Source organism: Chlorobium phaeovibrioides (assembly GCF_003968655.1).
GTDB classification, from domain to species: Bacteria; Bacteroidota; Chlorobiia; order Chlorobiales; family Chlorobiaceae; genus Chlorobium; species Chlorobium phaeovibrioides.
The window spans coordinates 1-21,595 of record NZ_RXYK01000006.1; the positions used below are offsets into that span (position 1 = coordinate 1).

Sequence of the window (21,595 nt, forward strand, 5' to 3'; positions counted from 1 at the left end):
TGTCTCGAGGAGGCGTTCAGGAACTACGGAGTCCCGGAGATCTTCAACAGCGACCAGGGTTCCCAGTTCACCAGTGATGCGTTTATCGGCGCACTCAAAAAGTACCCGACACTTCGCATCAGCATGGATGGCCGGGGTAGGGCCCTTGATAACATTTTCGTCGAGCGCCTCTGGCGCAGTGTCAAGCACGAGGATCTCTATGTGAAGGGGTACGGCTCCCCGGCAGAATTACAGCAGGGATTAACGGAGTATTTTGTAGATTACAACAGTGTGCGTTCACATCAGTCTCTGGACTACAGCACTCCGGATGAAGTGTATCGTTCAGGCCAAGGCGGCGGGGCCCACATCGTTGACAAGTACCGGCTCAAGAACGAGCCACAGGAAGAGTTAAATGAACAAGAGGAGCAGCGCCTTTCTGCTGCATAAACAGCAGGTTGCCAACTTAAACTCAGGCCCTTTTTGTCTATAGGACGGGGTCCACTAAAAACCGCAGCCAATACATGACCATGATGAATGACATTCAATTATTACAGCAGAACGAGAGAGCCAACGAGCTCATCTTCAAGGGACTTGTTGAATTCGGCTGTTTCAAGGCTGCCCTTGAGCTTGACCTCTTCACCCATATGGCCGGCTCTCCCAAAGAGGCGGAAACACTGGCTGATGACTGTCAGGCCATCCCCTCACGATTCGTCATGCTGCTCGAAGCTCTCCGCCAGATAGGCATCACGCTTGAATCTGATGGCAAATGGAGCCTGACGCCTCTTGCTCGAGCAATGTTCGTGCCTCAAGCTGACCAGCCGAACATGTATATGGTTCCTGTCGGCAAAGCAATGGCACATCTGTCAGAAAACTACTACCTGAAAATTGCCGATGCAGTCAGAGGAAAGCATGAGTTCCGTGCAGAGGTTCCCTATCCTCCCATATCAAGGGAAGACAACCTCTACTTTGAGGAGATCCACCGCAGTAACGCATATTTTGCCATCAAACTCCTCCTTGAAGAAGCGGAGCTTTCAGGGACAAAAAACCTTGTTGATGTCGGCGGTGGAATAGGCGACATCTCTGCTGCGCTGCTTAAAAAGTATCCGGAACTCAACTCCACAATACTCAACCTTCCCGGAGCCATCGGTCTGGTTGACGAAAATGCCGCAGCGCAGGGCGTTGGAGGACGGCTTAAGGGAGCTGCTGTCGACATTTACAAAGAAGCGTATCCGTCGGCAGATGCCGTCATGTTCTGCCGAATTCTCTATTCAGCAAACGAACAGCTGACCGGCATGATGTGCCGCAAAGCCTATGACGCACTTCCCGCAGGAGGAAGAATACTTATTCTCGACATGATTGTCGATAATCCCGAAGAGCCCAATTTCGATTACCTGAGCCACTATATTCTTGGCGCCGGGCTGCCCTTCTCCGTTCTCGGATTCAAGTCGCAGGAGAGCTACAGAGGCATTCTTGAAGAGATCGGCTTCAGCGATATCAGCATCACAAGACGCTACAACCACCTTCTCTGCCAGGCAGTCAAGAAGGGCTGAACCAAAAAAAACAAAAAAGACCCCGGGCGGAAGAGAAGCATTCCGCCCGGGGTCTTTTTTTATTTCGCCCTTTTCAGCTGGATCTAAGCCACGGGAACACTGACGCTTGAGCCATACACGGCATGAGCTTCACGGTTGATGTCCTCACGGAAATCCGGATGGGCAATGCTTGCAAGCGCTTCGGCCCGTTGCCGGAGATTCTTTCCATGCAGATTGACAATACCGTATTCGGTAACGACGAACTGCACATGGGCCCTCGTTGTCACAACGCCGCCACCCGGCTTGAGTCGGGGCACAATTCGTGACTCACCTCTGCGTGTGGTAGAGGGAAGGGCGATAATGGGTTTCCCTCCCTCGGAAAGCGCTGCACCGCGGATGAAATCCATCTGTCCTCCCACCCCTGAAAAATGCTTCTGCCCGATTGAATCAGCACAGACCTGACCGCTCATGTCAATTTCAATGGCGCTGTTGATTGCTGTCGCCTTCGGATTTTTCCGGATTTCCCGGGTATCGTTGACATAATCTGAAGGGAACATCTCAACAAGCGGATTGTCATCAACAAAATCAAAAAGCCGGCGGGTACCGACAAGGAAGCTTGCAACAATAATGCCCTGATGGGTCTTCTTTCTGCTGCCGGTAATCACCCCTTTTTCAACAAGATCCACCACACCGTCGGAAAACATCTCCGAATGGATACCAAGATCTTTATGGCCCGAAAGGGCGGCGAGTGCTGCATCGGGAATGGCTCCGATACCCATCTGCAGAGTTGCTCCATCTTCAACGATTCCCGCGATATGCTGTCCGATGCGGAGCTCAATGTCGGTCAGGGGATGGGCGGGAGTCTCGGGCAGCGGGTCGTCAACACTCACCATTGCATCTATGTGGCTCATGTGCAGCATCCCCTCACCATGCGTTCTGGGCATGTTCGGGTTGACCTGCGCAATGACGAGACGGGCATTCTGAACCGCAGCAAGGGCGGAGTCCACTGAAACTCCCAGAGAGCAGAAGCCGTGACGGTCTGGAGGCGACACATGAACAAGGGCCACATCAAGAGGAAGAATCCCGTTGCGGAAAAGGGAGGGAACATCACTCAAAAACACAGGAATGGCATCAGCATCGCCGCTCTGCACCGCAGCACGGACATTTTTACCGACAAAGAGAGAGTTAAGACGAAAACTCTCCTGGAACTCAGGGCGAACATAGGACGCCTCGCCCTCAGTATGCAGACTCACAATCTCAATATTTCTCAACTCATTTGCCCTCCCGACCATTGCGTCTATAAGCCGGTGGGGGGTTGCTGCCGCGGTATGCAGGAAAACGCGGTCGCCCGACTTAATTCCAGCCACTGCGGCCTCAGCGGAAAGCGCACTGTAATTCATCAACATATAGTAGTCTGCCAGAAACGCCCGAGTCAGATCCCATTGATATTTCGGCGAAGATAGGCCGGAAGATCTGACTGACCTTTCTGAATTAAATCTTCATGGTTGCACTGTCCACCGGGACCGTACGGTTCAAATCGGCCCTCATGCCCGGCGAAACCTCCTCCTGGAGCGTCATAAGGGCCACGGATACTGATATTCTTTCGTATATAGGCGGGAATGGCGAGATTCTCAGGCGACACTCCTTTTGAGCTCCCTCTCTGAGCCCCGAAAGGCTCAACCTGGGGGCCACTCTGAGGCCCATCCTTTTCTTTTATCGGTTGAGCACCTGCAGACTCCTGCCTGCGGCTGAATCCAGTCACAATAACCGTCACCCGAATCTCTCCGCCAACCTGCTCCTCGTCAACATAACCGTTGATGATTTTTGCCTCACCACCGACCTGCTCCTCAATATGGCTCATGGCATCCTCAAGATCGCGCATGCTCACCTCTCCCGAAATATTGACAAGCACCCCCTTCGATCCGCCGAGACTGACGCCTTCAAGCAGAGGGCTTCCAAGGGCATCCGAAGCCGCCTTCAAGGCGCGACGCTCTCCTGCCGCGGCTGCCGACCCCATGACTGCATCGCCGGCTCCCGCCATAATGCTCTTGACATCGGCGAAATCCACATTGACATGACCATGGCTGGTAATGATATCGGAAATTCCCTTTGCCGCCCGGTAAAGCACATCGTTGGCCATATTATATGCTTCGGTCGCACTGACTCCCTCGTCGGCAATGCTGAGTATCTTCTCATTCTCAACGAGAATGAGGGTATCTATGTATTTTCGCAGTTCCGTAATGCCGGCATCGGCAATCTCGGCCTTGACCCGGCCCTCGAACCGGAACGGCCGCGTCACCACACCGATGGTAAGAATCCCCATGTTCTTTGCAATGGAGGCTATGACAGGGGCGGCACCGGTACCGGTGCCCTTGCCCATTCCGGCAGCAATGAAAACCATATCAGCCCCTTTCAGCTGTTCGGCAATCAATTCGCGGTCATCATCGGCAGCCTGACGCCCTTTTGTCGGGTCGGCGCCCGCACCCAGACCACCGGTAGCCTTCCTTCCGATAGCCACCCGAAGGGGTGCCTTTGAATTCAGCAGTGCCTGCTTGTCGGTATTGAAGACGACATATTCAACACCCTCTATCTTCCTCTCTATCATATTGTTGACAGCGTTTCCGCCACATCCTCCAACACCAACAATACGGATGGTCACCCCCTTGCCCTGCTCACTGTCGAACAGGCCGGGATCCAGTTCAAAAGGCATATGCGGCACCCTCCTCTTTCAGGGGGAGATTTTTCAGACAATTCATAGCTGATCCCATACTTTTTTGAAGAAATCGGCAATACCTCCACCCTTGCTTCCGCCCTCCGGAGGCTCCGCTCCTGAAGGCGTCGGCTGAGGCGGCGGAGGCACACCCTCCGACCCGGCCGGAGGCTCTCCGGAAATGGGCTGCTCAAAGACTCGACCGGCAAGTCCCATAACCGTTGCATACACAGGGCTGTCGACAGACCCCCTGATTCCCCCCGACACCCCTTCGGGGTATCCGATACGCACATCAAGTCCCAGAACCCTCGAAGCAAGTTCCGCAGTGCCCGGCAGAAGCGATCCGCCGCCTGTTATGATGGCCCCGGCATTCAGAGAATCATACAGTCCCGACTCCCGCAGCACATCACGAACCATTTCAAAAATCTCCATCATCCTCGCCTCAATAATCAGGGTGAGCGACTGCTTCGAGAAGTATTTCTCAGGACGACCCTCCACACCCGCAACAACAAGCTCGTCATCTCCAGCGCCCTCACCGAGATAGGCGAATCCATGAGCCAGCTTCATCTCTTCAGCCACCTCATGAAGCGTCTTTACCCCGTGGGCAATGTCCTGAGTCACATCATTGGCGGCAATCTTGATGACTGCGGAATGATGGAGAGCTCCATTCAGATAGAGGGCAACCTCCGTCGTTCCTCCACCAATATCAATAACGACAACCCCGCCGCGTTTTTCGCGATCCTTGAGAACAGCAAGCCCCGAAGCAATAGGCTCGAATGTCATTGAGCCCACCTGCAGCCCCGCCTTCTCCACACACTCGCGGATATTGCGGATTTTGGTTTTCTGCCCAACCACTATCAGCGCACTGCCCTTCATGGTTGTGCCTGCAAGACCTATCGGATCGGGAAGGTCCTCCTGATCATCAACGGTGAACGATTGGGGAATAACATGGATGATCTCGTTTTCCATATCCAGATAACGGATATTGGCTCTCGCCTTCTGAAGAAAACGCCGTACATCCGACTCGGAAACAAGGCCGGTCTGGTTGATGCTGATTTCCGCATCGCTTGTGATGCAGTGAACATGTGTGCCCGAAATGCCGACATTGACCGGGCCAACCGTGATGGACGACTCCTGTTCCGCATCAGCAACAGCAGCCCTGATGGAGTCAACAGTCCGCTGTACATTCACCACAGTTGCACGCTGCAGCCCCTCCGATTCCGCATGGCCCTTGCCAAGCAGATTGAGCTGGCCGCGTCCGTCCCGTTCGGCCACAACAACACAGACCTTGGTTGTTCCTATGTCAAGACCAATCGCTATATCACTGGTAGGCATCATTCCCTCTTCAATGCATGAATTTTCAGTCGTTTAACCATTCTCTTACGGGGCTGTGGCTGCATCTGTAGTGAACACCCTGTCCCTGAAACGCAAATCAACCACACGATAGCAGCCATACCCTTTTTTGGATATCACCGACTGCCAGAATATCCCGAATTTTTCCAACTTTTCCTTGAAGTCCCCATCATTGCCCACAATAAACCGGGCCGGGTCGCCGGCCACCGAAAACCAGCTTTCATTGGACCCTTCAAGGTGAAGCTCACGAACCAGAATAGCCGCGTCAGGAACTCCGGAAAGCGCTTCTGAAAAACTCTTCACCAACCCAAGACTCTTCCGGTCAACCCGGAGAAACCCCCTCTCCCTCAGGGAGGGTGAAGGGATGCCCGAAACCTTTACCAGACCCTGCACCTTCGTCCCGAAGCCTGCAGGAGGAGGCAGAAGCACCCCCTCGGAGTCCATCACAAAACGCTCCCCGCCAAAAAACACTTCCGCCAGAGGAACCCGCTCCCTGACAACAACACGAAGAACCCCGTTCAACTCCTGGCCAACCCTGACATGCTTCACCCAGGCCATTCCGGCAACCCGCCCTGAAACAGCGGAAGTATCAACATCATGAATGTTTTTTCCCTTCCATCGTCCAAGCCCCTTTGCAACCGCCGCCGAAGAAACAAGCTGCGCGCCATCCACGGCAACACTGCGGACCCGAACATCTTTCTGCCACTCTGATGCAGCAAAAGAGAGCCATACAAGCATAAGCATGACAGGAAAGAACACCAGAAGAAACGCCTTCCATCCCCCGCCGGCACTGGCTCCCGTTCCGGTCCCCGCGGAATCAACCATAAGAAACAACCATTTCGGTTTTATTACAACAAGCCACAATAAAAAACATCACAAGTTTTCTTTTTCTCCACAGCGGGCAACCTCCGAAGCCATGGCGGTGATGTCACCGGCCCCCATAAAGAGAAGAATCGTCCCCCGAGGCCCGGCGGCGGAAGCCTCGTCAAGAAGCAGCCGCTTCAACTCCCCTGAGTCAGAGACATACAGGACATGCTTCCCGCCAGCCTTCGTGACGGCACCGGCAACCATTCCGGCATCCACACCGGGAAAATCCTCTTCTTTTTCGCGGGAGGGATAGATTGAGGATATATAGACCATGTCGGCACGCGAAAGTGCCCACCCATACTCGGAAGCAAACTCGCGGGTGCGCGAAAAAAGGTGAGGCTGGAATACAGCGACAATGCGCGCCGAAGGCCAGCCGTTGCGGGCCGCCTTGAGGGTAGCCTTGACCTCTGAAGGGTGGTGGGCATAATCATCAACAACCAGAAGACCGCGACCGTTGTCATACTTTATCTGGAACCTCCGGCGCATGCCGCTGTAGCAGCCAAGTCCATGAACAAGCCTCGCCGGGTCGAGACCAAGCTCAAGACCGGTGGCAAAAGCCGCAAGAGCGTTCTGAACATTGTGCCGACCCGGAACAGCAATGCTCACTCCCGGATAGACCTCACCGAACGCCTGGACGGTAAAGGTTGTCCGGCCATTGGCCATAACAATGTCTGTCGCCGAAACATCGGCCGGTTCATCAATACCAAAGGTGGTGCAGAGGCGGTTGAGGGAGCCGATGATCCCGCGGATTTCCGGCCAATCAGCGCAGCATATCACCCTTCCGTAAAAAGGCACCTTGTTGGCAAAAGCAACAAACGCCTTCTTCAAATCCTCAAGTGTGCCGTATGTATCCATGTGCTCGGCCTCAAGACTGTTGAGCACTGCAATGGTGGGGGTCAGTTTGAGAAAGGCTCGATCATATTCGTCTGCCTCAATCACCATATACTTTCCCGAGCCAACCACAGTACTTCCTTTCAGATAGTCGGAAATGCCGCCGATCATCACCGTCGGCGACTCTCCCGCCTCAATGAGCATGGTCGCCACCATGGCCGTGGTCGTTGTTTTACCATGGGTGCCGGCAACGCAGATGCCCGACTTGTAACGCATCAGCTCGCCAAGCATTTCATCACGCTTCACCACAGGAATCCCCGCCTGCATAGCCGCCGCTATCTCAACATTGTCCTCCGGCTTCACCGCTGATGAGTATACCACAACATCACACGCTTCAACCTGCGATGCCTGATGGCCCAGATAGATGGTGGCGCCATGTGCGGCAAGCTTTTCGGTAACTTCACCGGAAGAAAGATCGGAACCTGACACCCCGAACCCCGACTTCAGCAGCAGTTCGGCTATGGCGCTCATTCCCGCACCGCCGATACCGACAATATGCACCCGTTTTGTCTTTCCCAGCTCCATTGAGTTCAACTCCCTTGTTTTGTTCCTGCAAGACTGATAATGCGAAGGGCCAGGTGGCGGGCAGCATCGGGAGCCCCGAGCCGTCCTGCAGCCTCACTCATTGCGCTCCTCCTTGCGCCGTCATGAAGCAGCTCCATGATGGCGGCAGCCGACTCTTCGGAATCGAGAACCGAATCCTCTATAACCTCAGCCGCCCCGGAATGCACAAGAGCGCGCGCATTATGGCGCTGATGGTCGCCTGTTGCGTAGGGGTACGGCACAAGAACAGAGGGCTTTGCGAGATTTGTCAGCTCCGCAATGCTTGATGCCCCTGCCCTGCAGAGCACCAGATCTGAGGCGCTGTAAGCCACTCCCATTTCCTCAATATAGGGAACAATCTGCAGATGCCTGGATGGCGGGCAGGCGTCCCGGATCCGTTCAAAGTCAACTGAACCAGTCTGCCAGAGAAGGTTGGCGGCTGCACAAAACAGATCATGATGCCGAAGCACCGCATTGTTTATGGAACGGGCACCGCGGCTGCCTCCAAACACAAGAAGCGTAGGGCGGGAAGGATCAAGACCAAAATGCTTTCGGGCAGCTGACGCATCCACCTGCGTGAAGGAACGGGCAGGATTGCCCGATACCATGACCCCCTTTTGTTTCGGAAGATACCGTGCCGCCTCCGCAAAGGAAAGATGCACTTCGGTAGCAAGAGCCGAAAGAAGCCGCGTCGTAACGCCGGGAAAGGCATTCTGCTCCTGAATCAGCGTCTTTTTTCCGAGAAGCTGTGCCGCAAAAAGCACCGGCGCACTGACAAAGCCTCCCGTTCCCACAACAACATCGGGCCGTTCCCTCCGAACAAGTGCCACCGCTGAAGCAAGAGCAGCAGCAAAATCGGCAGCAATACCGATGTTTGCCGCCATATCTTTCAGACTCCGTCCCCTTCTCAGGCCGCGAACCTCAAGGAGGTGGAGGCGGTAGCCGAGCCGTGGCACCTCGCGGGCCTCAATACCCCGGGAAGTCCCGGCAAAAAGGACGGATGCCCCGGGCACCATTCGCTGCACCTCCTCCGCCATCGCTACAGCCGGATAGAGATGGCCTCCCGTCCCCCCACCGGCAAACAGAATATTCATCGTTCCCTTTCCTCCATTATGTTTTCCGGTTCTCTCGCCCCCCGCTTCATCATCCTCTTCCTGTGACTGGAAATACTGACAAGAATCCCAATTCCCAGAGAGTTGGCAAGAAGCGCCGTTCCCCCGTAACTGATGAAGGGAAGAGCCACCCCTGTGGTTGGAATCAGGTGGCAGGCCACCGCAATATTGATGAATGCGAAAAGCGTGATGGCCACAGAAATACCTGCTGCAACATAGCGCCCGAAAGCATCCGGGGCATTCTTGGCAATGATGATACCACAAACCAGAAGAGCGGTAAAAAGCAGCAGAACCACGACAGCCCCGATAAATCCATACTCCTCACCAATGACAACAAAAACGAAATCATTGTAGGAGAGCGGCAGATAGAGCTCCCGCTGCTTGCTCTCACCCATGCCAAGTCCCCTCAGGCCACCATTTCCAAGCCCAATGAGCGCCTGAACCACCTGATAGCTCAGCTTTTTCTCATCCGAGGTAAAAAAAGCAGTCAGCCGGGCCATCCTGTAAGGGGCGCTCATGGCATAAGCAGCGGCAATCGGGAGCATTGAAAGCAGCGTCACGCCCAGATGACGAAGACTCACCCCGCCGATAAACATCAGCGTCAATCCTATGATGCCGATCAGAGAGGCTGTACTGAAATTCGGTTCCAGAGCAACAAGCACAACAACCGTGAGGAGAAGCAGAAGCATGGGAAGAAAACTGGAAGTCCATTCCTTGATATAGCTCTGCTTCTCTTCAAGGAGGCGGGCCAGATGGAAAATGAGCGCATATTTGGCAAGATCAGAGGCCTGGAACTTCACCGGACCAAACCCTATCCATCGGGCGGCGCCATGAATGACCCCGACCACTTTCAGCATGAGCAGCAGCAGGAGGATGCCAATGGCGGCCATAAGGAACAGCCTGCTTATTTTCCGGAACAGATGGTAGTCAATGCGCGCAACCCCGAGCACCACCCCGATGCCGGCAACAGTAAACACCAGATGCCGGTAAAGGAAATACTCGCGGTTTGAGAACTTGGTTTCAGCCCATCCGGCTCCACTGCTGTATACCACAACCACCCCGATGCACATCAGTACCGCCACAATGAGGAGCAGCATTTTGCCGGCAATCGCCCCGGCGCGTGATGTTTCTACGCTCTCCATCACTCCTCCAGACTGTTGACACACTGCATGAAATGATCTCCGCGCTCTTCAAAATTCCTGAACATGTCAAAACTTGCGCATCCAGGAGAAAACAGCACCGTCCAGCCCTCTCCTGCCGCAGCACGGGCCAGCGACACCGCACCCTCAAGCGAAGCCGCCTCCTGAATCCTCGCAACCCCTTTGAATGCCTCGGCAAGCAGCGCCCTCGACTCCCCGATGGAAAGAAGAAGCTCCACTTTTTCTGCCACAAGAGGAAGAACCGGACGATAGTCATTGCCCTTGTCGCGTCCTCCGGCAATCAGCACAATCTTCCCCTCCACAGCCTCCAAAGCCTGACGCATAGCATTGACATTGGTCGCCTTCGAATCATTGATCCAATCAGCACCCCCCAGACGGCGGACAAACTGCTGGCGGTGCCGAACGCCCTGAAAAGCCCCGAGCCCGTCCCGCACAACCCCGTCACCAATCCCCAGAGCCTCAGACACGGCAACTGCCGCAAGGGCATTATATATATTATGACGACCTCGGAAACTGTTTTTCAGGAACCCATCCGTCCTGGCAACCCTTCGCTCACCACCGTCCCGCGCAACCACTATTTCTCCATCACGAAGAAATACCCCGTCGTGCATCACGCCAGCTGATGGCGGCTCCTCCAGAGAGAAGGGAACTCGCCTGAAAGGGAAGGCGCCACCGCCGAAATGCTCCTCAAGAAGAGAATCATCTGCATTGTATATAAGGGTATCCCCCTCTTTCTGGTTCATGCATATCCGGAACTTCGCCGCCGCATACCGCTCCATGCTTCCGTCATAACGGCCGAGATGGTCGGGAGTGATATTGGTGAGAACTGACACATCAGGGCGGAATGAGACACACCGCTCAAGCTGATAGCTGCTCAGCTCCACTACCGCCGTGTCACCCTCCTCCATTTCACCAACCATGGCGGAAAACGGCACGCCAATATTGCCCACTCCCCAGGCGCGGTTTCCCCGAAGAGATCCCTCGGCTGCTGCAATATCATGCACCAGTGTGGCAGTGGTTGTTTTGCCGTCAGTACCGGTAATCCCCACAATCCGCGCACGGCAGAACCAGGATGCAACCTCAATTTCACTGTAGAGCTGAATCCCTCTTTCCTCAAGCGCCTTCACGGCCGAAGCTGAGGGAGGAATGCCCGGGCTGACAACCGAAAAGTCAACATCGAGAGCTCGCTCTGAATGACCACCCGACTCCACGCCAACACCGCACTGACGAAGCCGCTCAATCTCATCTTCCCCGAGAGAGCCAAGCTCGCTGAGCAGCACCGAGGCCCCGCGACCTGCCAGCAGAATGGCCGCAGCCACACCGCTTTTTCCGGCACCGATAACCGATACCCGTGCTCCCGATACACTCTGTCCCGTCATCTGAGTTTCAGTGTCATGAGGCTGGTGAGAAAAAGGAGGATGGTGACAATCCAGAACCGTATCACGATTTTCTGTTCCGCCCACCCTTTGAGCTGGAAATGATGGTGCAGAGGGGCCATCAGAAAAATCCTGCGACCCTCACCAAAACGCATCCGGGTATACTTGAAATAGAGCACCTGAAGGGAGACCGAGAGCGTCTCAAGAAAAAAGAGACCTCCAAGCACCGGAAGAAGGAGTTCCTGCTTGATAAGCAGGGCGGTCACAGCAATGGTGCTGCCAAGGGCAAGTGAACCGGTATCGCCCATGATGATCTCTGCCGGATTGGCGTTGAACCACAGAAAACCCACACAGGCCATAGTGGCAGCCATACAGACAACAGCAATTTCACCGCCCCCCGGAATGAACGGAATTGAGAGATAGGATGCATAGACGACATTACCGGCAAGATAGGCGAATCCACCGAGCCCGAAAATGACGATAGCTGAACTTCCGGCAGCCAGACCGTCCAGACCATCCGTAAGGTTGACGGCATTGGAGAGGGCAGTAATGATGAAAATGACCACAGGGACATAAAAAATACCGTAATCAATGGTCAGATTTTTGAAAAACGGTACCGTAGTTTCTCTCATCAGCACAGAAAACGCCGGGTCCATTGAGGTGTAGATACCCACAACAAGCCCGAGGGAAATCTGACCGACCAGCTTCCAGCGCGCAGAAAGCCCCCCCTTCACCTTCAGCACCACTTTACTGTAGTCGTCAATAAAGCCGATAACCCCCATCCACAGAAGCGCAAGCATGATAAGCCAGACATGGGGGTCAGTGAACTTCGCCCAGAGCAGTACAGAAACTTCAACCGAAATGATGATGAGCAGCCCCCCCATGGTCGGCAACTTCTTTTTCCTGTGTTCGGGAGGGGCCTCTTCCTTTACCGGCTCGATGAAACGGGCCCGGAGCAAGGCGATGAACCCCGGTCCCGCAACCAGGGTGATAAGGAGCGCCGTTATGGCCGCTGCGCTTGCCCTGAATGTAAGGTACTCGATAACACCGAGCCCCGGAGGATCAAAGACTTCATTGATGTACTTGAGCAGATAATAGAGCATAGTGCGTCTTTCAGCTGTTTATTGTTCTCGCGGCCAGAATTGCCGTAACCGTCTCTTCAAGCTTCATTCCGCGCGACCCTTTGAACAGGACCGTATCACCCTCTTCGAGTTCACGGGACAGAGCATCGAAAAGTTTTTCGCGGCTGGTGAAATGGCCCCGGCATCGGCCGGGGTTCAGGAAGCAGATGCTCCCGGCAAGCTCCCCAAAGGAAAAAATCATATCCACTGAGCTGCCAGCCAGGTATTTTCCCATCGCCTCGTGCTCTCCTGGGCCCGCATCTCCAAGCTCAAGCATGTCACCGATAACAGCGATACGCCGTCCCTGACAGGGCATGTCAAGAAGAGCATCAATGGCCAGACGCATCGAGTCGGGATTGGCATTGTAGGTGTCGTTGAGAAGGGTGACCCCACCGGCAGAAACCACCTCAAGCCGCTTCCAGCCCTCCCTCGGCACAAGCCCCTCAAGGCCGCGCCGTACTTCCCGGGGCTCAATACCGAAAAAGATCCCTACTGCTGCGGCCGCAAGCGCGTTGAGCACATTGTGCCGGCCCGTAAAATTAAGCCGTATCTCCTCATCCCCCCGCTCTGAATACAGCATAAACCGGAGAGAGCCATCGGGAAGAACGCTGAGGGCCCCGCCCCGGCATGAGCAGCAATCCCCGCAATGCATTCCGTAGAGTATATGGCGCTGAGGGTCGGTTGCAGCATCGCGGAGACGAGGGTCATCATTATTGACAAAAATGGTTCCGCCTGTTTCATCAAGAAAGGAGAACAGAGCCCGCTCCGCTCTGGCAACTCCATCCAGATTCACAAGAAACTCAAGGTGCTCATGGCCGATGTTGGTCAAAAGGCCGTGCGACGGCCGTGCAATTGAGGTGAGAAGCTCCATCTCTCCGGGATGGTTGATACCCATCTCCACAACAGCAATTTCCGTTTCCCGCCTCATGGCAAGAAGCGTCAGCGGAACGCCAAGATGATTATTAAGATTTGCGTGGCTCATATGGACCCGCATCGCTGTAGAAAGAACCGCGCCAAGCATCTCCTTGGTCGTGGTTTTTCCGTTGCTTCCCCCGACGCCTACCACCGGAATGGAAAACGACTCCCTATAGATTGCTGCCAGCTGCTGCAGCCCCGAAACGGTATCCTGAACAACAAGAGTTCCCCGCCCGGGAGGAGGAAGGGGAGAGCCGGAAGCCGAATACCACTCCCGTGAAACCATCACCATTCTGGCGCCCCGCCGGAACACATCATCAACAAACCGATGGCCGTCCGTCCGCTCACCCAGCAGGGCAACAAAAATCCCCCCCTCTTCAACCTTTCTTGAATCAATGCTGACCACCGGATCCGCAACCTCAGGAGGCATTGGCTCCCCGGGGTTCATGACAAGTTCGCCACACCGCCTGAAATCATGTAATGAGAGCACCCCTTTCATACGCCCTCCCCACCTGCTGAAGGCATGCAGCCATCCGCCCCAAGGGAGTTGAGCAGAAACTCCCGATCCGAAAAAAACACCCGTTTTCCCATACTCTCCTGATATGATTCTCTGCCTTTACCCGCCACAAGGAGAATGTCGAGCTCTCCAAGCTCTGCAACAGCCGTGCTGATAGCCGTCCCCCGATCCGCAATCCGGCGATGGCCAATGCAGCTCATTCCCTGCTCAATATCGTCAAGAATCCTCTCCGGATCCTCACTCCTCGGGTTGTCGGAAGTAAGAATGACCATATCGGCAAGCTCCTCGGCAATCCGGCCCATGACCGGCCGCTTGGAAGCATCGCGGTCACCTCCGCAACCAAAAACCACAGCCAGCCGCCCGCCAACCGGCTTCAGACGGGCAAGCGTCTGAAGAACCCGCTGAAGAGCGTCAGGCGTATGTGCATAATCAACAATCGCCCTGACCCTGCCCGGCCCTCCGTCCACCCGCTCCATGCGGCCCTGAACCGGAGGCAGGAAGGGGAAGCTGGCAGCAGCAGCCCCTCCCGATACTCCCATTGCATGGCAGGTGGCTGCGGCAAGCAGCGCATTCATCACATTGAATCTTCCCGGAAGCAGAAGCTCTCCATCAAACATTCCATCAGGAAATGAAAGCCGCAGATGCGAGGACTGAGCATCCTCACCGGTAACCTCTGCCAGGAACCACTCCCCGCAAACATTCCAATCGGCCCGCCTCTCTACGCCAGAGAGAGAACATCCGCTACAAGACGCAGGCGGGAGCCCTTCGGCCATAAAGGAAGCGCGGGGATCGTCCATATTGAGCACCGCCCTGCCCTCTGGCAGAAGTTGCCGGAACAGGCGTTGTTTGGCCGAAGCATACGCCTCCATTGAACCATGAAAATCAAGATGGTCAACCGTCAGGTTGGTGAATACAGCAACCCTGAAACGGACACCGTGAACACGCTGAAGCATGAGTGCATGTGATGAAACCTCCATGGCAACAGCCCGGCAACCCTCATCAACCATTCTCCTCAGAAGCCTGTGCAGTCCATGGGCCTCGGGAGTGGTCCTCTCAAGAGGAATCTCCTCATCCCCGATCACAGCCCGACCCGTGCCGATATAACCACAACGGATACCATTATGGTTGAGCATGGCAGCAATGAGCATCGCCGTCGTCGTCTTGCCATTTGTTCCACTCACCCCGATGACATCAAGCTGCTCCGAAGCCCCGCCATACAATGCGAACGCCGCCTCGGCAAGCGCCAGGCGGGCATCGGGAACCTTTATGAAACAGACTCCCGGAGGGACATCGCCCCCGGGGAACTCTTCGCAGATGACAGCCGCGGCACCCCGACTGACTGCATCAGCCACAAAATCATGTCCGTCAGCCTGAAATCCCCTGACTGCAACAAACAGGCCGCCCTGCTCAATGTCGCGCGAATCGCTGGAAATCATCGACAGAGATCCCCGGCAGGGGGCATCCGAAAGAATTTCCGGCGCGGTGAGCGCATCAAGAAAACGCGAAACGGGAAGGGAAGTGCTCACATGGTCCTCCTCTCCATATCCTGATCTGCGATGGTCACCGTTATGGTCCTTTTCTTTTCCACCCGGCTTCCGGGCGCAATACTCTGTGCGACAACGAAACCCTTCCGCTCCCCGGAAACATCCATTCTCAACCCAAGCCACCGCAACAGCCGTTTTGCATCATCAGCACTCATGCCTGCCAGTTCGGGCACGGCTACGGTTCTGATGGAACGGAGCTCCTCCTGCTCGGCGGAATGCATGGAAAGGTTTTGCTGAAGCTCCCCGGAACAGGCAATCATCCTTGAAGCAATAGAGGAAAACGAAGGGGCTGCTACAGTGGAGGCATAATAGGCCGGTTTCGGATCTTCAACAAGGACGATGATTGCATAACGGGGATCCTCTACGGGGAAATAGCCGACAAATGAAGAAACATAGACCCTGCTCCTGTAGCTGCCATCGGTCACGCGCTGGGCCGTACCGGTTTTTCCGGCAACACTTATCCCCCGAATGGCTGCGCTGACTGCCGTTCCACTGTCAACCACAGCCCGGAAATACTCACGACTGAGATAATCAGCGCTCCTTTTGGACATCACGCGGCGAACCTCCTCAGGCTTACTCTCGCTCACAACCCGCCCATCCGGCTCCCGAACCTTTCTGATAATCCTCGGACGCATCAGCACCCCGCCATTGGCTACGGCGGCATAGGCCTGCAGAATCTGAAGCGGCGTTGTCATCACCTCATACCCATAGCCCATCCAGGGAAGGGTTGTTCCGCTCCATTCTTTCAGGGGCTTCACCTTACCGGGAAGCTCTCCTATCAACCCGACACCTGTTTTTGAACCAAAGCCGAACCGGCGGACATATTCATGGAATTTCTCACCCCCAACCTCCATTGCAATTTTGGCCGCCACGATGTTGCTTGAATACATGATTGCTTCCCGAAAGGAGATATCCCCGTAAGGCTCGTGATCCGTTATTTTCAGTCTGTAGACCGGCAAGGTGCCATTATGTGCGAACACCATGTCCCCGGCCTTCATGTGCAGCTCATCGGTTGCCGCTGCAGCCATCACTATCTTGAAGGTTGATCCCGGCTCGAAGCTGTCCGTCACCGAACGGTTTCTCGCCTTTTCCGGCGTCCATGTCGAACGGTTGTTAAGGTTGAATGTGGGGCTGTTGGCCATGGCAAGAATCTCGCCTGTTTTCACCTCCATCACAATGCCCGTTGCTGCCGCAGCGTTGTATTTCGACACAATTCCGGCAAGCTCATCCTCAACAACGCTCTGGATATCGCCATCAATGGTCAGCTCCACCGTCTTCCCCTTCAGGGGCTCCTGCTGGCGTGCATCCGGAGCAGGAAACTTCTCGCCCGTAGCCGTTCTCTGATAGACAGTTGTACCGTCGCGCCCCCGAAGCTCTCTGTCAAGCTTCAGCTCAATCCCGCTGATTCCGTGGTTGCTGCTGTTGGTGACCCCTATCAACTGGGCCGCCACATTCAGATAATAGCGTTGATGCTCCCGGTCGAACCATACGCCAGGAATCTTCTCATGCATCAGCGCCATGGCCTTTGCAATGGGTATCTTCCGTCCGAGAACAGCCACACCCCGGCTCTTTCTCAGCTCTTTAAGGTACGACTGGCGACTGCCTCCAAGATGACGGGCGAAGAGCGATGCAATATGAGAAGAGTTGTCAAATGTTCCATGACGCCCTTTACCCCTTGGATGCGGGGTCCGGCGCACTATCCTCGGATCGGCATAAAACGATACCGACTCAATGCTTTCGGCAAGCATTCGTCCTCTGCGGTCAAGAATGTCGCCCCTGCTGGCCACGCTGGTGACCTCCCGCAGATACTGCCGTGCCGCCTTGTCCCGATACCCGCTTCCCTCAATAATCTGAATATGAAAGAGCATAGCGACAAGGCCAGCCAGAAACAGGACAAATCCAAGCACAACACCCCCTATCCTGCGGGCAAACAGGCTCTCTTCAGCGCTCGGAATGTTCGGCTCATCATGCATGAGGGTCTCTTTTGTCTCTATCGCGGTTCAGGGTTCAAGCCAAACAGGAGGCTCCGGTGAAGAGGTAAGGCCAAGCCCCCCGGCAACCTCCGTAAGGCTATGAATGCTCTGCAGCTCACGCACCTTCAGCTCCTGCGAAGCAAGCACGCTCCGGGTAAGGCGGATGGTACTGCGAAGACGGTCATTGCGCGCAGAAAGATTTTTTATGGCCAGAATATTGTTGACCTGAAACAGCCCGATTACGGTGACAGCCAGAAGAATGACAAAGGAACGAAGCCGCAGCAGCTTGCTGAAGTCAAACCTCACCCCTCCAGCCTCATCAACCCCTACTCCTGTATGCCCCCGGGGGGAAGAGGGCTGAAGCACAGGCTCCTCATTACAAGGAATCTCTACCGGCAGAGAAACTTCCGCCGTCCGGTCAAGAGGCCCGGGCCCCTTGAAAAAGTGACTGCTTCTGGCAGCAATGGCACTCAGGCTGAACATACTCTTCACTCCCTGTTCTCCATTTTTTCAATCACCCTCATTTTCGCACTTCTGGCGCGGGGGTTCCGGGCAACCTCCTCCGCCCCTGCCCGAACCGGCTTTCCTGTAACGGCAATTGCTGCGGCAGGCCTCACCGGCTCCCTCAGCCCTACCCCTTTCGGGCCCCAGTCGGCCGTCGTCAGAGAAGAAAAAAACCTCTTGACCATCCTATCCTCAAGCGAGTGGTAACTGATGACAGCCATTCTCCCTCCCGGTTTGAGCAGCATAACTCCATCCCCGAGGACCCTCTCCAAAACCTCCAGCTCCTGGTTCACCGCAATCCTCAGTGCCTGAAACACACGGGACAGCGACTTCATCACCCGCTCCCGTCCAAACACCACACTGCGCACCAAATCCGCAAGCTCATCTGTTGTATGAAAAGGGCCCTTCTCAACCCTACGGGTCGTCACCGCACGGGCAATCACCCGGCTCAGGGGCTCCTCTCCATACCTGAAAAAAATTGAAGCAAGCTCCGCCTCTGGAGCAGTATTGAGAATATCGGCGGCAGTCCCCGTCGCCCCGCTGTCCATACGCATGTCGAGAGGCCCCGGCTGCATGTAACTGAACCCGCGAAGCGGAACATCCAGCTGGTGGGACGACACCCCGAGATCCAGAAGGATCCCCGAGGCTTGCGGCTCCATACCCCGCGAACCGGCCTCGCGTGCACTCAGCGCCGCAATGTTCCCGAAATTCCCCTTGAGGGCAACCGCATGCTCCCGATAATCCGCAAGCCTCTCCCCGGCCTCCTGCAGCGCCTCATCATCCTGATCAATTCCCAAAAGAAGCGAACCCTCCAGCCAGCCTGAACGCTCAAGCTCACAGAGAATGGCAAGCGAGTGGCCGCCGCCACCCAGTGTTCCGTCCAGATAGAGGCCGGGACCGCGGACAAGCATGGAAACCGACTCCGGAGCAAGAACCGGCTCATGATAACAACTCTTCATACCGCCCATCAGAAATACCGCCCCGCAAGCGCGGCGAACCGCCCGCTGCTTCCATCAACAACACCGCGGAGCCTGGCCGGCTCCCAGACAATCATTTTTGTATCTGCTCCAAGAATAACCACTTCGCCCGAAATCCCGGCATGCTCAAGAAACTCGCGTGAAAGGGGAATGCGGCCCTGACGGTCAAGCTCCACCATTTCCAGGCACTCATACATAAGTGTTTTAAGAAGCCTCTCTTCGGGATTGAAGTCGGACAGGGCAGAGATGCTCTTTCCCATTCCCTCCCATACCGAGGGTTCATACAGCTCAAGCGAGCCGTCAGAAGTCTTCATCACATAAAGCGCACCGAACCGGCCATACTCCGAGGCTCCGCCATCACAGGAGCCGGCATCTGCAAATTTCCGGCGAAACCTCGCCGGAATCATCAGCCGCCCCTTCTCATCAATGCTATGTCGTTCTTTTCCTATAAAACCGGCCATCATGACCCATTTTTTACCATTTTTCACCACCATACAAATGTATTAAAATACATGCACAAAAAAAATATTCCCTTATTTTATACCATCCGGTTTTCACCCTGACTCAAAACCCCATGAATCAACGCGGCAGGGAAATTGTTGTTGATGGATACAACCTTCTCCACGCACTCTACCATCCTGCGCCCTCAACCCCGCTTGAGCCTTTTCGCAGAAAGCTTGAACAGCGCCTTCTCCACTTCCAGACGGTGCACCGCCGCACCCTCACCCTCGTTTACGACGGCGATGGCCGGCATGGCGACAGCAGCACTCACTCCCCGCTTCACACAGTGTTCACCTCGCGCCGGAAAAGTGCTGACCGATGGATAGTTGATTATGTTAAATCGTTGAACCCGAGAGTAAAAATGGTTACTATTGTGAGTTCGGACGAAGAGATCCGCCGGTACGCTTCGGCTTTCGGGGCAGAGTGCATAAAGTCCGAAACCTTTGCCTCCATGCTGACGCCCCGATCCGGAAGGAAAGGAGACGGGGGAGAGCAGGAAGATAACCGGAAAAAATTTTCCAGTGATGAACTCACCGGAGATGAGGTGGAGAGATGGAAACTTCTCTTCAAACGCAAACAGGACGGCTGAAACCGACCTGTACAGCTATTCACCCAATTCAACAGCCAATAAAGAAATGACGACCCTCGACCCCGCCAATCAGGAAGCATGCCGGATCCGTCTGGATGACTGGCGAAAAAAAATTGATGCCATCGACCTCAAACTCTCCGCTCTGCTCTGCGAGCGCCTGCGCTGCGCTGAAAACATCAGCGCCCTGAAAGCCGAAATCGGAGAGCAGGTACTGCAGCCGGAACGCGAAAAAGAGGTGCTCGACAATGTTCTTGGCCGAACCTCTTCGGAACTGCAGACACGGGCCCTTGAAAAAATCTACCGCTGCATCATAGAAGAAACCCGTCTGTTCCAGCATGAGTGGAAGAGCCGAGATAGAGCCGACAGGGTGTGATAACCCCGCTCCCTTTTCTCTTATGCCCTCACCCTCAAACCTGCGCAGCCATCTCCTCCGGACAGTCATACTCATTCTGGCTGCCGCTGCAGGCGTGATTCTGTTTCTTCCCGGACTCAACACTGCGCCCGAATCCACACGACTCCAGATTCACCGCGGCACCCCCTTCTCCACCATTGTCAGAGACCTGGAGACAAACGGAGCCATAACCGTCCGCTGGCCGCTGAAGGTCATTGGCCGGCTTGTTCCCTCGCTCCACAACATCAAGCCGGGCCGCTACCTGATTCCCCCGGGGCTTTCCAATATCGGACTGCTCCAGTACCTGCACCGCCACGACCAGGATGAGGTCCGTGTCACCATTCCAGAAGGGCTTGACATCTCCGCCACGGCAGCCATCATCTCGCGTCATCTTGACATCGACTCAACCAGCTTTGCCTGCGAAGCCACAAAGCGGAAACTGGAGGGCTATCTCTTTCCGGGAACCTACAACTTCCCCTGGGCCAGCACGCCGGGAGAGGCTCAGGAGTTTCTCCTGCGCCAGTTCCACCGATTCTTCTCCGACAGCCTGAGGAGCGTGGCTGAAGGGAAGGGGCTTGACGAAAACGCGCTCCTGACTCTGGCCTCCATTGTTGAGGCTGAAACCCCGCTTGATGAGGAAAAACCTCTGGTGGCAAGCGTCTACCTCAACCGCCTCAGAAAAAACATGCCCCTCCAGGCTGACCCCACCATACAGTATGCAATTCCCGGACCGCGCCGGAGGCTCTACTACAAAGACCTGCGGACAGACTCTCCCTACAACACCTATCTGCACCGGGGGCTTCCGCCAGGCCCCATCTGCAGCCCGGGAGCACAGTCGATTCTGGCCGTCCTGAACCCTGCAGAAACCAGCTACCTCTACTTCGTGGCAACGGGAAAGGGAGGCCACAATTTTTCAACGACCCTCAGCGCCCACAACCGGAACATCAGGAGATACCGGGCAAACAGGGACCGCAGGTGAGAGAGGGATAGAGAGCGGAAGAAGGAACTGACAACAGGTTTTTTGCGGTTCCCTTGATTATATT

Annotated in this window: 20 protein-coding genes; 5 read left to right on the plus strand and 15 right to left on the minus strand. The window is 55.3% G+C overall.

Annotated features, from left to right (window positions below; genetic code table 11):
- Together EKD02_RS05195 and bchU are read left to right on the plus strand one after the other, a co-directional pair.
- A partial coding sequence (locus tag EKD02_RS05195) for an integrase core domain-containing protein (protein ID WP_148102964.1) occupies positions 1-426 on the plus strand: 426 nt, incomplete at its 5' end.
- An 83-nt stretch (positions 427-509) separates the two neighbouring features.
- Entirely contained in the window at positions 510-1,529 is a 1,020-nt protein-coding gene (gene bchU / locus EKD02_RS05200; RefSeq protein WP_126384436.1) for a bacteriochlorophyllide d C-20 methyltransferase BchU, read from the plus strand.
- Between the two features lie 83 nt (positions 1,530-1,612).
- On the opposite strand, the gene EKD02_RS05205 is transcribed toward bchU, so the two are convergent.
- Genes EKD02_RS05205 through mraZ form a run of 15 tightly spaced genes read right to left on the minus strand, consistent with a single transcriptional unit; the run spans position 1,613 to position 19,532 of the window.
- On the minus strand, positions 1,613-2,908 hold the full coding sequence (locus EKD02_RS05205) for an acetyl-CoA hydrolase/transferase family protein (RefSeq protein ID WP_126341727.1): 1,296 nt from the start codon (positions 2,906-2,908) through the stop codon (positions 1,613-1,615).
- 32 nt (positions 2,909-2,940) lie between these two features.
- The gene (gene ftsZ, locus EKD02_RS05210) at positions 2,941-4,218 is read right to left on the minus strand and encodes a cell division protein FtsZ (RefSeq protein WP_126384282.1); all 1,278 of its coding nucleotides are present in this window, start codon (positions 4,216-4,218) and stop codon (positions 2,941-2,943) included.
- Between the two features lie 42 nt (positions 4,219-4,260).
- Entirely contained in the window at positions 4,261-5,553 is a 1,293-nt protein-coding gene (ftsA, locus tag EKD02_RS05215; protein ID WP_126384439.1) for a cell division protein FtsA, read from the minus strand.
- 45 nt (positions 5,554-5,598) lie between these two features.
- Positions 5,599-6,396, minus strand: coding sequence for a cell division protein FtsQ/DivIB (locus EKD02_RS05220; RefSeq protein ID WP_126384285.1), 798 nt, complete (start codon positions 6,394-6,396; stop codon positions 5,599-5,601).
- Positions 6,397-6,444: 48 nt separating this feature from the next.
- Positions 6,445-7,854: a UDP-N-acetylmuramate--L-alanine ligase gene (murC, locus tag EKD02_RS05225; protein ID WP_126384288.1), complete on the minus strand. Its 1,410-nt coding sequence runs from the start codon at positions 7,852-7,854 to the stop codon at positions 6,445-6,447.
- Positions 7,855-7,859: 5 nt separating this feature from the next.
- Positions 7,860-8,966 (minus strand): undecaprenyldiphospho-muramoylpentapeptide beta-N-acetylglucosaminyltransferase, encoded by a 1,107-nt coding sequence (murG, locus tag EKD02_RS05230; protein WP_126341660.1) that lies wholly within the window; start codon positions 8,964-8,966, stop codon positions 7,860-7,862.
- The gene (locus EKD02_RS05235; protein WP_126341661.1) at positions 8,963-10,126 is read right to left on the minus strand and encodes an FtsW/RodA/SpoVE family cell cycle protein; all 1,164 of its coding nucleotides are present in this window, start codon (positions 10,124-10,126) and stop codon (positions 8,963-8,965) included. The genes murG and EKD02_RS05235 overlap by 4 nt, the downstream gene beginning before the upstream one ends.
- A complete protein-coding gene (murD, locus tag EKD02_RS05240) occupies positions 10,126-11,523 on the minus strand; it encodes a UDP-N-acetylmuramoyl-L-alanine--D-glutamate ligase (RefSeq protein WP_126384291.1) in 1,398 nt (465 codons plus the stop codon). The genes EKD02_RS05235 and murD overlap by 1 nt, the downstream gene beginning before the upstream one ends.
- The gene (gene mraY, locus EKD02_RS05245) at positions 11,520-12,623 is read right to left on the minus strand and encodes a phospho-N-acetylmuramoyl-pentapeptide-transferase (protein ID WP_126384296.1); all 1,104 of its coding nucleotides are present in this window, start codon (positions 12,621-12,623) and stop codon (positions 11,520-11,522) included. The genes murD and mraY overlap by 4 nt, the downstream gene beginning before the upstream one ends.
- 10 nt (positions 12,624-12,633) lie before the next feature.
- The gene (locus EKD02_RS05250) at positions 12,634-14,055 is read right to left on the minus strand and encodes a UDP-N-acetylmuramoyl-tripeptide--D-alanyl-D-alanine ligase (protein WP_126384299.1); all 1,422 of its coding nucleotides are present in this window, start codon (positions 14,053-14,055) and stop codon (positions 12,634-12,636) included.
- Positions 14,052-15,599 carry a UDP-N-acetylmuramoyl-L-alanyl-D-glutamate--2,6-diaminopimelate ligase gene (locus EKD02_RS05255; RefSeq protein WP_126384302.1) on the minus strand — a complete coding sequence of 516 codons (1,548 nt, stop codon included), beginning with the start codon at positions 15,597-15,599 and terminating at the stop codon, positions 14,052-14,054. Before EKD02_RS05255 ends, EKD02_RS05250 begins: the two co-directional genes overlap by 4 nt.
- Positions 15,596-17,590, minus strand: coding sequence for a PASTA domain-containing penicillin-binding protein (locus tag EKD02_RS05260; RefSeq protein WP_126384305.1), 1,995 nt, complete (start codon positions 17,588-17,590; stop codon positions 15,596-15,598). The genes EKD02_RS05255 and EKD02_RS05260 overlap by 4 nt, the downstream gene beginning before the upstream one ends.
- Positions 17,591-17,617: 27 nt before the next feature.
- The gene (locus EKD02_RS05265; protein WP_126384308.1) at positions 17,618-18,073 is read right to left on the minus strand and encodes a hypothetical protein; all 456 of its coding nucleotides are present in this window, start codon (positions 18,071-18,073) and stop codon (positions 17,618-17,620) included.
- Between the two features lie 5 nt (positions 18,074-18,078).
- Positions 18,079-19,062 carry a 16S rRNA (cytosine(1402)-N(4))-methyltransferase RsmH gene (gene rsmH / locus EKD02_RS05270; RefSeq protein ID WP_011890991.1) on the minus strand — a complete coding sequence of 328 codons (984 nt, stop codon included), beginning with the start codon at positions 19,060-19,062 and terminating at the stop codon, positions 18,079-18,081.
- Positions 19,062-19,532 carry a division/cell wall cluster transcriptional repressor MraZ gene (gene mraZ / locus EKD02_RS05275; protein ID WP_011890992.1) on the minus strand — a complete coding sequence of 157 codons (471 nt, stop codon included), beginning with the start codon at positions 19,530-19,532 and terminating at the stop codon, positions 19,062-19,064. The genes rsmH and mraZ overlap by 1 nt, the downstream gene beginning before the upstream one ends.
- Positions 19,533-19,645: 113 nt before the next feature.
- On the opposite strand from mraZ, the gene EKD02_RS05280 reads away from it, so the two are divergent.
- From EKD02_RS05280 to mltG, 3 genes are read left to right on the plus strand one after another with little or no spacing between them, the layout of a single operon-like run.
- Positions 19,646-20,161, plus strand: coding sequence for a YacP-like NYN domain-containing protein (locus tag EKD02_RS05280; protein ID WP_126384310.1), 516 nt, complete (start codon positions 19,646-19,648; stop codon positions 20,159-20,161).
- Between the two features lie 46 nt (positions 20,162-20,207).
- Positions 20,208-20,534: a chorismate mutase gene (locus EKD02_RS05285; RefSeq protein WP_126384314.1), complete on the plus strand. Its 327-nt coding sequence runs from the start codon at positions 20,208-20,210 to the stop codon at positions 20,532-20,534.
- A gap of 22 nt (positions 20,535-20,556) precedes the next feature.
- Positions 20,557-21,531, plus strand: coding sequence for an endolytic transglycosylase MltG (mltG, locus tag EKD02_RS05290; protein ID WP_126341729.1), 975 nt, complete (start codon positions 20,557-20,559; stop codon positions 21,529-21,531).
- Positions 21,532-21,595 lie beyond the last annotated feature (64 nt).